The 13203-nt window shown below is 56.9% G+C and carries 15 protein-coding genes; 14 read left to right on the top strand and 1 reads right to left on the bottom strand.

The annotated features are described in order from the left end of the window. Nucleotides 1-83 precede the first annotated feature (83 nt). The 7 genes from ETC00_RS05550 to ETC00_RS05520 all read left to right on the top strand — a co-directional run bounded on the left by ETC00_RS05550 (nt 84) and on the right by ETC00_RS05520 (nt 6135). Nucleotides 84-602 (top strand): Rieske (2Fe-2S) protein, encoded by a 519-nt coding sequence (locus ETC00_RS05550; protein WP_171564959.1) that lies wholly within the window; start codon nt 84-86, stop codon nt 600-602. A gap of 1 nt (nt 603) precedes the next feature. Continuing rightward, on the top strand, nt 604-1275 hold the full coding sequence (gene qcrB / locus ETC00_RS05545; RefSeq protein ID WP_171564958.1) for a menaquinol-cytochrome c reductase cytochrome b subunit: 672 nt from the start codon (nt 604-606) through the stop codon (nt 1273-1275). Nucleotides 1276-1304: 29 nt separating this feature from the next. Further along, nucleotides 1305-2099, top strand: a complete 795-nt coding sequence (locus ETC00_RS05540; RefSeq protein WP_171564957.1) for a menaquinol-cytochrome c reductase cytochrome b/c subunit — start codon at nt 1305-1307, stop codon at nt 2097-2099. A gap of 74 nt (nt 2100-2173) precedes the next feature. Continuing rightward, nucleotides 2174-2773, top strand: coding sequence for a DUF1405 domain-containing protein (locus ETC00_RS05535; protein ID WP_171564956.1), 600 nt, complete (start codon nt 2174-2176; stop codon nt 2771-2773). A 49-nt stretch (nt 2774-2822) separates the two neighbouring features. Then, nucleotides 2823-3632 (top strand): sporulation protein YpjB, encoded by an 810-nt coding sequence (locus ETC00_RS05530; protein ID WP_171564955.1) that lies wholly within the window; start codon nt 2823-2825, stop codon nt 3630-3632. A gap of 241 nt (nt 3633-3873) precedes the next feature. After that, nucleotides 3874-5409: an FMN-binding glutamate synthase family protein gene (locus ETC00_RS05525; protein ID WP_171564954.1), complete on the top strand. Its 1536-nt coding sequence runs from the start codon at nt 3874-3876 to the stop codon at nt 5407-5409. A gap of 27 nt (nt 5410-5436) precedes the next feature. Next, a complete protein-coding gene (locus ETC00_RS05520; protein WP_171564953.1) occupies nt 5437-6135 on the top strand; it encodes a YqjF family protein in 699 nt (232 codons plus the stop codon). A gap of 122 nt (nt 6136-6257) precedes the next feature. Here the strand turns inward: ETC00_RS05520 and ETC00_RS05515 are convergent, their stop codons facing one another. Further along, entirely contained in the window at nt 6258-7115 is an 858-nt protein-coding gene (locus ETC00_RS05515) for a YitT family protein (RefSeq protein ID WP_171564952.1), read from the bottom strand. Between the two features lie 311 nt (nt 7116-7426). On the opposite strand from ETC00_RS05515, the gene ETC00_RS05510 reads away from it, so the two are divergent. The 7 genes from ETC00_RS05510 (at nt 7427) to ETC00_RS05480 (ending at nt 13130) form a co-directional block, all read left to right on the top strand. After that, the gene (locus tag ETC00_RS05510) at nt 7427-7765 is read left to right on the top strand and encodes a nucleotide pyrophosphohydrolase (protein ID WP_171564951.1); all 339 of its coding nucleotides are present in this window, start codon (nt 7427-7429) and stop codon (nt 7763-7765) included. A gap of 2 nt (nt 7766-7767) precedes the next feature. After that, entirely contained in the window at nt 7768-8520 is a 753-nt protein-coding gene (dapB, locus tag ETC00_RS05505; RefSeq protein ID WP_171564950.1) for a 4-hydroxy-tetrahydrodipicolinate reductase, read from the top strand. Nucleotides 8521-8563: 43 nt separating this feature from the next. After that, nucleotides 8564-8974, top strand: coding sequence for a methylglyoxal synthase (locus tag ETC00_RS05500; RefSeq protein ID WP_171564949.1), 411 nt, complete (start codon nt 8564-8566; stop codon nt 8972-8974). After that, complete coding sequence (gene bshB1 / locus ETC00_RS05495; RefSeq protein WP_171564948.1) at nt 8971-9660, top strand: bacillithiol biosynthesis deacetylase BshB1; 690 nt, start codon at nt 8971-8973, stop codon at nt 9658-9660. Before ETC00_RS05500 ends, bshB1 begins: the two co-directional genes overlap by 4 nt. An 18-nt stretch (nt 9661-9678) precedes the next feature. Then, entirely contained in the window at nt 9679-10806 is a 1128-nt protein-coding gene (bshA, locus tag ETC00_RS05490; RefSeq protein WP_171564947.1) for an N-acetyl-alpha-D-glucosaminyl L-malate synthase BshA, read from the top strand. Nucleotides 10807-10933: 127 nt separating this feature from the next. Further along, nucleotides 10934-12157: a CCA tRNA nucleotidyltransferase gene (locus tag ETC00_RS05485; protein ID WP_171565023.1), complete on the top strand. Its 1224-nt coding sequence runs from the start codon at nt 10934-10936 to the stop codon at nt 12155-12157. After that, nucleotides 12147-13130, top strand: coding sequence for a biotin--[acetyl-CoA-carboxylase] ligase (locus tag ETC00_RS05480; protein WP_171564946.1), 984 nt, complete (start codon nt 12147-12149; stop codon nt 13128-13130). Before ETC00_RS05485 ends, ETC00_RS05480 begins: the two co-directional genes overlap by 11 nt. Nucleotides 13131-13203 lie beyond the last annotated feature (73 nt).

The following is a 13203-nucleotide window of genomic DNA, read 5'->3' as shown; positions in this document are numbered from 1 at the left end:
AGCTATGATTGGGATTGACCTAGTGTATATGTATGGAAATCGCCAAAGTTGCGCTATTCTACAGAGTAAGGAGGGAAAAAGACATGGGCGACAAACGGGAAATTTCCAGACGTACGTTCCTCAACTACGCACTCATGGGAACAGGCGGATTCCTCGCTGCAGGAATAATCACACCAATGCTTCGTTTTGCAGTCGACCCCTTGCTGCAAAGCAGTGCGGGTACAGATAAAGTGGCTGTCGGCAGCGTGGACGAGTTCGGTCCAGAGCCGAAGCGTGTGGATTTCAAGGTACATACCAAGGACGGGTGGTATGAGTCCGAGTCGACGTTGGCTGCGTGGGTGACCAAGAATGAGAAGGGCGAGATTCTCGCACTGTCCCCGATCTGTAAGCACTTGGGCTGTACAGTGAGCTGGAACTCGGACCCGAATCATCCCAACCAGTATTTCTGTCCGTGCCACCTGGGTCGTTATGACAAGGAAGGTGCGCACATTTTGGGAACTCCGCCGACAGCATCCCTCGATGTATACGAGACGGAAGTGAAGGACGGCAAGCTCTATTTGGGCAAACTGAAACCAAATCCTCGTCCGGGGGTGAGTGGCTAAGATGTTGCAAAAAATGTATGACTGGGTTGATGAGCGCCTGAACATCACCCCGATGTGGCGCGATTTGGCCGACCACGAAGTCCCAGAGCACGTAAACCCGGCACACCATTTTTCCGCGTTTGTGTATTGCTTTGGTGGCCTTACGTTCTTTATTACAGTCATTCAAATCCTGTCTGGTATGTTCCTGACCATGTACTATGTACCGGACATTATCAATGCGTATGAATCGGTCAAATACCTGCAGAACGAAGTGGCATTCGGGGTAATCGTGCGCGGCATGCACCACTGGGGGGCCAGCCTGGTCATTGTCATGATGTTTCTGCACACGCTGCGTGTGTTCTTTACCGGTGCGTACAAAAAACCGCGTGAATTGAACTGGGTAGTGGGCGTGTTGATTTTCTTCGTCATGCTCGGCCTTGGTTTCACCGGTTACCTGCTGCCTTGGGACAACACAGCGTACTTCGCGACCAAGGTAGGTCTGGAGATCGCGAACTCCGTGCCGTTAATCGGTCCGTACGTCAAAACCCTGCTGACCGGCGGCGAAATCGTAGGGGCACAAACCCTGTCCCGCTTCTTCGCGATTCACGTGTTCTTCCTGCCGGGTGCCCTCTTGGGTCTGTTGGGAGCACACTTTATCATGATTCGCGCGCAAGGTATCTCGGGTCCACTATGATGAGTCTTCGATTATAAGGAGGAAATAGCATGGCGAAACACGAAAAAGATGCTACCTTCGTCGGAGACTCCCGGATACCGGCGAAGCGCATTCCAAACATTGCCCCGTCGTACTCCGACTTTCCGGGAAAAACGGAGCCGTTCTGGCCGAACTTCCTGCTGAAAGAGTGGATGGTGGCAGCCGTCTGTCTGGTCGGGTTTCTGGTGTTGACTGTCTCTCACCCGTCGCCGCTGACCGACAAGGCCAACCCGAACGACACGTCGTTCATTCCGCTGCCGGACTGGTACTTCCTGTTTCTGTATCAAATGCTCAAGTATCCGTGGGCGGCAGGTGACTGGGTAGTCCTGGGTACGGTCATCATTCCGGGTATTGCCTTTGGTGCGCTGCTGCTGGCTCCGTGGCTGGATACCAGCAAGGAACGCCGTCCGTCCCGCCGTCCGGTGGCAACCGGTCTGATGATGACGGCGCTGGTGTCGATTTTCTACCTGACGTGGGCAGCAGACCATGAGCACACCCTGAACCACGGGTCCAATCACGGCGGCAGCGGCAGCGGAGGCGGCTCCAACGCAGCTGCTCCGGCTCCGGCTGATCCGAGCTTCAAGGCCGATGCACTGTGGACTGCTCAAACGGGCTGCATGGGCTGCCATGGCAAGAACATGGAAGGCGGCATGGGGCCCAATCTGCAGAAGGTCGGAAGCAAGTATGACGCAAACCAGATTGCCGAAATCATCAAGAACGGGATACCGCCGGCAATGCCGGGCGGCCTGATTCAGGATGAAGAAGCAATCCAGAAATTGGCTGAGTACATGGCTACGTTGAAATAAGCCCATGCAAGAAAAGCTGACTGACGTTCGGTCAGCTTTTTCTTTAACGGCCTACATAGTGGGAGACGATGTTCATGAACTGGTTATGGATGTGGTTCCGGCAGTCTTTGGGGAAAAGGTGGTTTCTCTGGACCCTGTTCGTCGTCAACTTGCTGGGAACCATTTACGGCTTTGTCTGGTACAGCGATCAACTGGCAGCTACCCCGGGGTATTTGCGCCCGTTTGTACCGGACAGTCCCACGGGGAGCGGACTATTTACCATCGTGCTGTTTACCTACCTGATGGGACGGCACATACCGGTGCTGGAATCTCTGGCCGGCATCACCAATTTTAAATACGGCGTCTGGGCAGTAGGCATCATCGTGGCCGGATGGCTGTTGGGTGACGAGGTGAGCGGGACAGATATCATGTTGTTGATCTCCCACGCAGGCATGGCCGTCGAATCGGTGCTGTATGCCCGCTTTTTCAAGCTGAGCTGGCTGCCGGTGGGAATCGCTGCACTGTGGACGTTGAATAACGATTTCCTCGATTACGTCATGGACATCCATCCGTGGCTGCCTGCCGTGCTGGATCCGTACGAGGGATTCGTCGGCCTTTGCACGGTTCTGCTCAGCCTGATTTCCATCGCAGTGATCTGGTTTACCTTCACGCGGTTCAACAGAATCAAGGTCTAATCTTGTCCTCCTTTCCATAGTCTTTACTAGGGGAAGGAGGGTTTTTGCATTGAGAAAAAACATCCGGTTTCTGCTGTTCTTCCTGATCATCGGGCTGTTCCTGTCCTGGCCCATCCATACATTGCTCAACAAGCTTGACCGTCCGGCCGAAGAACAACAGTTGGCCGCGTTGGATCACATAGCGCAAGAGTTGTTAACCCATACGAAAAGAGGGGAGCTGGAGGCGGCACAGGAGAAGATCCGGCAGCTGGCGGAGCGCTTTCCCCAGCAACGCCTGCCCGTCTCCCTGCGGATAGACAGTTTGAACGCTGTGACGCAATCAATTTTGGCGGCGAAAAACAGCTTTGCCAAGTCCAGCACGAGCGATCAACTGCTGTGGCACGCGACCCGCGTGCGGATCGCCATCGACGCGCTTACCCATGATCATCAGCCAATGTGGCGAAGCTACTACGTATCCTATGCGACCCAGATGCAAAATCTGATGGAGTCGGCAGTGGAGCGGAATTATGACCAGTTTCGCCAACAATTCGACGAAAACACCCGCTTGTATCTGGCGATCAAACCGGCGATGAGCATCCATTTAAGGGAAGAGCAGATCAGGCAGATCGACGCTGCGTACGATCTCATCTCCAAAGAGCTGCGCCGCGACCGGATCGAGTGGCAGATGGTTCGGAACGCCCTGCGCGATTTGAACGTCACGATGCAGGCAGCGTTCATTGGAAAGGATCAGAGCACCATCGCCCAGTTGATGCGGCCGGCCTCGCCGTTTCCGATGTTTGTGGCGATTGTTGCAGCCGTGGTGCTGACACTGGCATATGTGGCCTGGAAAAAATACCGGGGGCAGATGAACCCTACCTGATGGTGTGAAAAGAGCATCTACCATGTGCGTAGATGCTCTTTGCTATTTTGGATATCGGGTACGTACGGCAGTCGTTGATGACGGATGTGGCTGCATTGGGGAACTGGATAAGACGGGGAAACGTGTATACCAGCAAATGAGTGGCTGCGTTTGTTTCCAACCGGTGCTTTTATGCGACAGACGCATAGGCTGCGTGCAAGATCGAAATAATGAGGGATGAAAAAAGGGCTAGGAGGTTGTCATGACCAACACGTGGCTTTCCTATCTCGCCGGAGCGTTCGCCGGGGCATTTCTGGCCATTCTCTGTGCGGGGCTGATCGCCTTCCTGTTTGCCCGCCCTTTGATCAAATGGGGAGTCGGGCGCTTCACGAAACGGCTGATGGCTGACCGTTACCCGGAAAACATTTGGGAGATGGTGTCGGCGCTTACCAGAACCAGCCCCCGAATCGTCGTGGAAAACAGTCTTCGCGCATCCAGCGGCGGCGTAATTGAGCGACCGTTTGGCAGTCCGCGCAAGTTTCTGGATTTTGACGGTCTGATTTTTTCTCCTGCTCAGCTTGCCACACTGCCCGCACCGGAAGATGCGCCCGTCGATATGATGACGACCATTGGCCCGCTTGCCCAACGTCCGCTCATCCTGAAAATCCCCGTGATGGCCGGCGCAATGGGTTACGGCATCGGGGTGTCCGAAAACGTAAAAATTGCGATCGCCAAAGGAACGGCAGCGGTCGGAACCGCGACGAACTCTGGTGAAGGACCTCTGCTGCCCGAAGAGCGAGCACATGCCGCCCATTACATCTTGCAGTACAATTCCGGGCACTGGGCCAAAGAGCCGGAGACTCTTCAGCAGGCAGATGCGATCGAGATTCATATTGGTCAGGGGGCAACAGCAGGTGCCGCGAGCAGAATCCCGTCCAAGTATATAGATGGACGGGCCCGTGAACTTCTGCAGGTTCCGGACGGTGAGGGCCTCATCATCCCTTCCCGTCACGCGGAAATTGTCAAACCGCAGGATCTGAAGCTTTTGGTCGACAGACTGCGCTCTGTAACGCAAGGCGTCCCCATTGGTGTCAAGATGTGTGCCAGCGGAAAGTTGGAAGCCGACCTGGAAGTAGCCATTCAGGCCGGAGTGGATTTTATCAGTCTGGACGGCGGACAGGCCGGCACAAAAGGGGGGCCGCCGATTTTGGAAGACGACTTTGGCCTGCCGACGATTTTCGCCTTGTCTCGCGCAGTTCACTACCTGAAAAAGCGGGGAGTCAAAGACAGGATCAGCCTCCTGATCGGTGGGGGAATTTCTACGCCCGGCCAATGTTTGAAAGCACTCGCCTTGGGAGCGGATGCCGTGTTCATGGGGACAGCCTTGTTGTGGGCCATGACCCATGAGCAGGTGACCAAAGCCATTCCGTGGGAGCCGCCCACGCAGCTTGCCTATTACACGGGCAGCCAAAAGAAGGCGTTTGACATAGAGAAGGCCGCGCATTCCTTGGAGAATTTTTTGGTTTCGTTTGTGGAAGAGATGAAAGTCGCCATTCGTGCGCTGGGTAAGACCTCCTTGAGGGACGTGAACGCAGACGATCTGGTAGCGCTTGACGAATGGACGAGCACGGTTACGAAGGTGCGGTTGGTCACTCACCCATATGAGATCGTACCCGGCTCATCGTCAGAAGAGGCGGAACCAGACGATATGGCGTTGTCGATGGGAAAGGATAATGCTGAGGAGTTAGAGGCAAACCGGGAGCGTCCAAGTGTGCTGAGTCTGTTCGAGACGTTTTGACACGAGCAGCGAGAGGAGGGGGGCGACATGAAAGGCACATGGATCATCTCGCAAACCTGGGCAGATTTGCTGTTTGCCCATTGGCCTGTTCCGGTTGAAAGGATTCAGCCGTTTGTTCCTCCTCCGTTGGAAGTAGATACATTTGACGGCATGGCGTGGATTGGCCTGATTCCGTTTGAAATGAGCGAGATTCGGCTCAGGTTTCTTCCAGTTCCCGTAACAGTTCCCTTTCCGGAAATCAATGTGCGCACATACGTGATCTTAGGTGGAAAACCGGCGGTATTCTTTTTGTCATTGGACGCGTCCAATCAGTTGGCCGTCGGAGCGGCAAAATTGACCTATCACCTACCGTACTTCCACGCGAAGATGTCAATCAAACGGACAGCAGCGGAGATCCATTTCCAAAGTGAGCGGAAAGGGGGGGAGCAGCGGTTCAGCGCGATCTACCGTCCTGCGTCCGAACCGTTCACGGCCAGACCAGGCAGCATTGAGCATTGGCTGACCGAGCGATATCGTTTTTGCTGTTTGTGCCCCCGCACGCAGCGGATTTACGGCGGGGATATTTGCCATGAACCTTGGCGTCTGCAGGCAGCCGAGGCGGTGATCCGGGAAAATACGATGGGGGACCAATACGGAATCGACATGTCGAAGGCCCCTGTGCATCTGCTTTATGCACAGGGCGTAGTAGCGCGGATATGGCGGGCCAGAAAAATGTTCGGAGCATAGGGCTTCGCTTCCCTAGTGCCTGCACACCCTGCAGCCAAACGACTCACGGTGATTCGGGGATACGGCGAAGCAGGCGAAATGCATGTCCCCGTGGCAGCTGCAGGGTATGGGCTTTGGTCCGATTACTCATGAATGGGCTGCTTGTTTTCATCCAGGGTAAATCCTTCGCCGAGCACCTCGTGCACGTCATTGACAATCACGAAGGCATGGGGATCGATCTCCTGCACGATGCTTTTGTAACGCATCACTTCGTTACGGCTGACCACGACGTACACGACCTGTTTCTGCTCGCCGGAAAACGCTCCTTTGCCTGCCAGCAGCGTAACACCGCGCCCCAGCTCCAGGATCTGTTTGGCGATTGCATCGGCGTGATTGGAGATGATGGTGAGCGCCTTTCCGGCGTATGCGCCGTCCTGAAAAAAGTCGATGACGCGGGCGGCGATGAAGACGGCGACCAGGGTGTACATGGCGCTTTCGAGATTCAAATAGATCAGCGACGCGGCAATCACCAGCATGTCGCCAAAAAACAGCGTACGGCCCATGCTGATGCCCATGTATTTTTGCAGTACGCGGGCGATGATGTCGATACCACCCGTGGTGCCGCCGTAGCGGAAAATGATACCGAGGCCTACCCCGACTGCCACGCCGGCGTACAGCGAGGCGAGCAGCCGATCGTCCATTGGCAGGGGCAGCACGCCCTCAAATACAGAGAGAAAGACGGAGAGGGCAACTGTGCCAAGAATCGTATAGGCAAAAGCAGTGCGTCCCAGCACTTTCCACCCGATCACGAACAGCGGCACGTTCAGGACGAAAAAGACGATCCCCTGGTCGACACTTGGGATCAACAGCTTGATCAGAATACTGATGCCGGTAATGCCGCCCTCAGCCAGATTGTTTGGAATGTTGAAGGCGTTGATGCCGAATCCCATGATGGCGGATCCGACGATGATGGCGATGATGCTTTTGAGGCGCAGATTCATAAGCGTTCTCCCTTCTTGTCGGTGATCCTGCGTCCGAAGGCTTCTGTCCGAGGAAGCGGGAGGGTCCTCTGGGGGATACCTTGCGGCGGCAGACATTCGCATGGTTGGATGCGGCCGAGGCGTGTGACTGCCCGACTGGCTGCTTCGTGCGAATAGTTGGTTGAAGGCTTGTTGGTAGGTTCGACAGCCATTATAATGGAATGTTGATTTGCTTGTCCATAACCTTCCAGCCAGCGTATTGAGATTTGGCAAACGCAGGCTTTTCAGGTACGATAAAGTCACCGAATATTCTCTGGCAGAGGAGTGACCTGATGAATCAGCGGAAGACCTTGCAGGAAATCCAACAGGAAGTCGACCAGTACATATCACAATTTAAGGAAGGATATTTCTCCCCGCTGGCGATGATGGCCCGGATGACGGAAGAGGTGGGAGAACTGGCGCGGGAGATCAACCACTACTACGGCGAAAAACCAAAGAAAAAAGACGAAGCGGAGAAAACCGTGGAGGAAGAACTGGGCGACGTCTTTTTTATCGTGCTGTGTTTCGCCAATTCGCTCGGTATTGATTTGCAAGAGGCATTTGATCGTATTATGCACAAATTTAACACGCGCGATAAGGATCGCTGGACCAGAGTAGAGGAGACGAACTAGAAATGGACAAACTGATTCGTGTAGCAGTAGCAGGGGCCCATGGCCGCATGGGCCAGGAAGTGGTCAAGATGCTGGAGCAGGATGAGGAGTTGGTGTACGCAGGAGCACTGGACACGCGGGGGGATGATGAGGCGATTCAGCGGCAGCTGGACGAAATGCGCCCCGACGTGCTCGTTGACTTTACGACGCCGCACAGCGTCTACCGCCACCTCGAACTGTGCCTTACCCACGGCATTCGGCCAGTGGTGGGGACGACCGGACTGACACCGGCGCAGCTTCAGGAGTTGACGGCGAGATACCGGGAGGCGGGGCTTGGCGGCATCATCGCGCCCAACTTCGCGATCGGGGCCATTTTGCTGATGAAATTTGCCGCCATGGCAGCGAAATACATGCCGCACGTGGAGATCATCGAGCTGCACCACGACCGGAAGCTGGACGCACCCAGCGGTACGGCGCTGAAAACGGCGGAGATGATCGCAGCTGTTCGTGAGGAAATCAAACAGGGTCACCCGGAAGAAGCGGAGAGCATCCTGGGGGCGCGCGGCGCGGAATACCACGGGTTCCGGATTCACAGCGTGCGGTTGCCGGGCTTGGTGGCTCACCAGGAAGTGCTGTTCGGGGCAACTGGCCAGACACTTTCGATCCGTCACGACTCGATCAACCGCGAGTCGTTCATGCCGGGTGTAAACATGGCGATTAAGGCCGTTGTGAACCTGAGCGAACTGATCTATGGACTGGAGCACCTGATTGATTAGGATTAGGCAGGATAACGCTACTTTCAGCGAGGGAGAGGTTTGCGTGAGAATTGCTTTGATCGCACACGACAGAAAAAAAGAAGAAATCGTTCAATTGGCAATGGCTTACGAGTCCATCCTGCGCGAGCATGAATTGTACGCCACAGGGACGACCGGACTTCGGATCATGGAAGCAACATCCCTGCAGGTCACGCGGTTTCTCTCCGGCCCCCTGGGAGGAGATCAGCAAATCGGAGCGATGATTGCCCGCAACGAGATGGATCTGATCATATTCTTGCGTGACCCGTTGACGGCTCAGCCGCATGAACCGGACATTATCGCACTGCTTCGCCTGTGCGACGTGCACAAGATTCCGTTTGCCACCAACATGGGCACGGCAGAAGTGCTGCTGAAGGCGCTGGAACGGGGCGAATTGCGCTGGCGCGAGGTCGTGCGCGAGGAGGAGCAGGCATGAGCGAGCTTGACATCCTCGCCATCGGAGCGCATCCCGATGACGTGGAGATCGGGGCGGCCGGCAGTCTGTTGCTGGCAGTGAAGCAGGGCAAACGCGTCGGCATCCTCGACCTGACCTACGCCGAGCTTTCGTCCAACGGCACCGTCGAGCGCCGGCAGGCGGAGGCGGCCGAGGCCGACAAGCGGCTGGGAATTGCCGTCCGCTACAATTTTGGCTTGCCGGATCGCGGCCTGGAACGGGTGCGCGACGAGGCGATCAGCCGGGTCGTCGACCTGATCCGGCAAACGCGGCCAAGCGTGGTGCTTGCGCCTTACTGGCAGGACCGTCACCCCGATCACGAGAGCGTCAGCCGGATCGTCCGAGAAGCAGTCTTTTCCGCCGGGATTCGTCTGTATAAACAATCCCTGCCCGCCTACCGCCCCAGCCAATTGCTGTACTATTTTATCAACACGACGGTGACGCCGAATGTGGTCGTGGACGTCACGCCGGTGTACGAGCAAAAAATGGAGGTGCTGCGTGCGTACCGCAGCCAGTTTGAAAAAGAAGAAGGCAGCGTCGCTACGCCGCTCAACAACGGGTATCTGGAACTGGTCGAATACAGGGAACGTCTGTTCGGGCAGCAGGCAGGCGTCAAGTACGCGGAGGGGTTTGTCAGCGCTGCGCCTTACGTGCTGACGAGCTTGTAGGAAGGAGAGAACACCTCGATGAAGATTGGCATTACCTGCTACCCCTCGTTGGGCGGATCGGGCGTGGTTGCCACGGAATTGGGCAAACTGCTGGCGGAGCGGGGCCATCAGGTTCACTTTATCACATCCAGCATGCCTTTCCGCCTGGGAACGTTTCATCCCAACATTTTTTACCATGATGTGGAAGTAAATCATTACGACGTTTTCAAATACCCTCCGTACGACTTGACGCTGGCCAACCGGATGGCGCAGGTGGCCCAAAACGAAAAGCTGGACCTGCTGCACGTCCATTACGCTGTTCCCCATGCACTGTGCGCCTATCTGGCCAAACAGATGGTGGGCGAACAGCTCAAGATCGTAACCACCCTGCACGGAACAGACATTACCGTACTGGGATACGACTCCAGCCTGAGCGGCATGATTCGCTTCGGGATCGAGCAAAGCGACCTGGTCACCGCCGTCTCCAAGGATTTGATCCGGCAGACGTACGACCTGCTGCAAGTCGACAAGGAGATCGTCCCGGTCTACAATTTTGTGGATAAACGGCGCTACTATCCCAAAGAGGTGGGAGAGTGGAAGCGCGTGTTCGCACCCAACGGCGAAAAGATCCTGATGCACATTTCCAATTTTCGCCCAGTCAAGCGGGTGCCGGACGTGATCGAAGTTTTTCGGCTGGTACGGGAGCAGCTTCCGGTCAAGCTGATGCTGATTGGCGAGGGGCCTGACCTGGCCTCGGTACGCAACATGGTGGCCGAACTGGGTCTGGAAGGGGACACCTATTTCCTCGGCAAACAGGAGGATGTGGCCGAGGTCATTTCCATGGCCGACATCATGTTGCTCCCGTCGGAAAAGGAGAGCTTCGGGCTGGTAGCGCTGGAAGCCATGGCCTGCGGCGTGCCGGTCGTGACGACCAATGCGGGCGGATTGCCGGAAGTGGTGCTGGACGGCGAGTGCGGCTTTCTCCTGCCGGTCGGGGACGTGGCTGGCATGGCGGAACGGACCGTGCGCCTGTTGACCGACCCGGATCTTTTCCAGCGCCTGTCCCGCAACAGTATCCGGCGGTCGTGTGAAACCTTCTGTCACGAGAAGATCACGTCCCAGTACGAATCGCTGTACCGCCAGCTGATCGGCTCAGGATCGTCATGACGGTCACGGACGGTACAGGCTGCTTTTCGCCATCTGAAACAGCTTGGAAATCATGATGAACAGGCCATATACGATTTTCACACAAACGCCTCCTTTGCTGGGCGGACGAAAAAACGGGGTGAAGGAGTTGCTCAAGGAACTGGCGGTTCGTATCCTGCGCACACTGGAGGACAACGGCTATGAAGCCTATTTCGTCGGCGGGTGCGTCCGCGATTGGCTGCTCGGCAGAACCGTACACGATATAGATATATGTACGAATGCCCATCCCGGCGACGTCATGCGGCTGTTTCCCGATCACTTTCCTACCGGCCTGCAGCACGGCACCGTCTCTGTCAGGCTTGACGGCCAGATGTTTGAAGTGACCACGTACCGGGTGGAAAGCACGTACGAGGACTACCGCCGGCCCACAGAGGTCTGCTTCGTCTCCGACCTGCAGCTCGACCTGGAGCGGCGCGATTTTACCATCAACGCGATGGCGATGGATCGGTTCGACCGTTTGCGCGATCCGTTTCGCGGGCGGGACGACCTGCGGGATCGGCTGATCCGGGCGGTGGGGGTCGCGGAGCGGCGCTTTTGCGAGGATGCCCTCAGGCTGTTGAGGGCGGTGCGGTTTGCCGCGCAGCTTGACTTTTCCATCGAGCCGGCTACCCTGGCGGCGATGGAGAAAACGGCACCGCTCTTGTCGCATATCGCCGCAGAGCGAATTCGGGACGAACTGCACAAGATCGTCGACAGTGCGGCGCCGCAAAAGGGGATCGGCCTGATCGTGCAGACGGGTTTGGCCGGTTTTTCTCCGCTGCTGGATCGCCTGTTCCGGACGTCGCACGAGCAGGCGTGGCGGCTGGTGCACCTGGGTACGCTCAACCAAAAGTGGGCCCTGCTGATGTATGCCGCCCGGTTTGACCCGCAGGAGGCGCGCACGCTCTGTCGACAGCTTCGGATGTCCAAGCGGGAAGTGGAAGCGATCGCCCAATTCGTCGGGCTGCTGGCGTCGCTGCGGCCGGATTGGGATGCGCCGCGCGACGTGGAGTGGGGACGACTGCTGCTGCAGGCAGGGTGGCAAGTCTGCATGGAAACGGACAACCTGTTGCAGGCGTGCTGGTGGAAGCGGAAGGACGGCCGCTCCTCCCGGTCGCTGATTGCCGCCTACGAGTCGATGCCGGTCAAGTCGCTGCGCGAACTGGCTGTCACCGGTCGCGATCTGCAGGCGGCGCTGGAACGAAAACCGGGGGGATGGATTCAGCGCGTGCTCTTGCACCTGTTGGAGCAAACGGCGCTGCACGGACTGCCCAACACCCCGGAGGCACTGGTGGAAGAGGCAAGGAGAGAGGTAGCGCGTCATGAACATTAAGCAGGAAATCCTAAAGGCGTTTCACGCCAATCCCGGCCGATTTATCTCCGGCGAGGAGCTGAGCCAGACCTGCGGCTGCTCGCGGACGGCCGTGTGGAAGCATATCGAGGAACTGCGTCAGGAAGGCTACGAGGTGGAAGCGGTCCGCAAGGCGGGCTACCGATTGCTGGCCGCCCCTGATCGCCTGTCCGCCGAAGCGGTCATCGCCGGCTTGGACACAAAGCGGATTGGCCAGCACGTGTTGGCCTACGACACGGTAGTCTCCACCCAGCTGTTGGCGCATGAAGCGGCAGCCAAAGGGATGCCGGAAGGGACCCTGGTGATCGCGGAGCAGCAGACGGGCGGCAAAGGGCGCCTGGGACGCGCCTGGCATTCGCCCAAGGGCACGGGCATCTGGATGAGCATGATCGTCCGTCCCGTGATCCCGATTCCGAAAACACCGCAGATGACGCTGCTGACAGCTGTCGCTGTGGCCAAGACGATGCAGCAGGAGACAGGCGTGGACGTCAAGATCAAATGGCCCAACGACATTTTTATCGGGGGCAAAAAGGTGTGCGGCGTGCTGACGGAGTTAAATGCGGAAGCGGACCGTGTCAATTACCTCGTCATCGGCATCGGCATCAACGCCAACACCGCCGCGGCCGATTTTCCCGAAGAGCTTAGGGACATTGCCACGTCGCTTGCGATCGAGAGCGGGACGACTGTCGACCGGGTGCGGTTCATCCAGCAGTTTTGCCGGATCTTTGAAGCGGAGTACGACCACTATTTGCGGCACGGCTTTGACCGGATCAAGACGGAGTGGGAAGCGTGCTCCTACACGATCGGCCGGTGGGTGACCGTCAAAACCATCCATTCCGAACTGGAAGGACGAGCAGTTGGTCTCGACGAAGAAGGCGTCCTGATTATCGAAGACGCCGCGGGTGCACGGCACAAAGTGTATTCCGCCGACGTCAATTATGGTGCAAACGAATAAGTCTTCTGGTATACTCCTATGGTGGAGGCCGTATCGTCCGGCGAACGGCACTCCAAACCGGGAGTATTTTTTA

Origin of the sequence: Brevibacillus sp. MCWH (assembly GCF_013096935.1) — a bacterium.
Lineage (GTDB): Bacteria > Bacillota > Bacilli > Brevibacillales > Brevibacillaceae > Brevibacillus > Brevibacillus aydinogluensis.
The sequence above is the reverse complement of the archived record's forward strand: the minus strand, read 5'-3'. Positions and strand labels throughout refer to the sequence as shown.

Bases quoted from the DNA above. Each gene is read 5' to 3' on its own strand.
- ETC00_RS05550 (WP_171564959.1), top strand. From the start codon at position 84: ATGGGCGACAAACGGGAAATTTCCAGACGTACGTTCCTCAACTACGCA.
- qcrB (WP_171564958.1), top strand. From the start codon at position 604: ATGTTGCAAAAAATGTATGACTGGGTTGATGAGCGCCTGAACATCACC.
- ETC00_RS05540 (WP_171564957.1), top strand. From the start codon at position 1,305: ATGGCGAAACACGAAAAAGATGCTACCTTCGTCGGAGACTCCCGGATA.
- ETC00_RS05535 (WP_171564956.1), top strand. From the start codon at position 2,174: ATGAACTGGTTATGGATGTGGTTCCGGCAGTCTTTGGGGAAAAGGTGG.
- ETC00_RS05525 (WP_171564954.1), top strand. From the start codon at position 3,874: ATGACCAACACGTGGCTTTCCTATCTCGCCGGAGCGTTCGCCGGGGCA.
- ETC00_RS05520 (WP_171564953.1), top strand. From the start codon at position 5,437: ATGAAAGGCACATGGATCATCTCGCAAACCTGGGCAGATTTGCTGTTT.
- ETC00_RS05515 (WP_171564952.1), bottom strand. From the start codon at position 7,115: ATGAATCTGCGCCTCAAAAGCATCATCGCCATCATCGTCGGATCCGCC.
- ETC00_RS05510 (WP_171564951.1), top strand. From the start codon at position 7,427: ATGAATCAGCGGAAGACCTTGCAGGAAATCCAACAGGAAGTCGACCAG.
- dapB (WP_171564950.1), top strand. From the start codon at position 7,768: ATGGACAAACTGATTCGTGTAGCAGTAGCAGGGGCCCATGGCCGCATG.
- bshB1 (WP_171564948.1), top strand. From the start codon at position 8,971: ATGAGCGAGCTTGACATCCTCGCCATCGGAGCGCATCCCGATGACGTG.
- bshA (WP_171564947.1), top strand. From the start codon at position 9,679: ATGAAGATTGGCATTACCTGCTACCCCTCGTTGGGCGGATCGGGCGTG.
- ETC00_RS05480 (WP_171564946.1), top strand. From the start codon at position 12,147: ATGAACATTAAGCAGGAAATCCTAAAGGCGTTTCACGCCAATCCCGGC.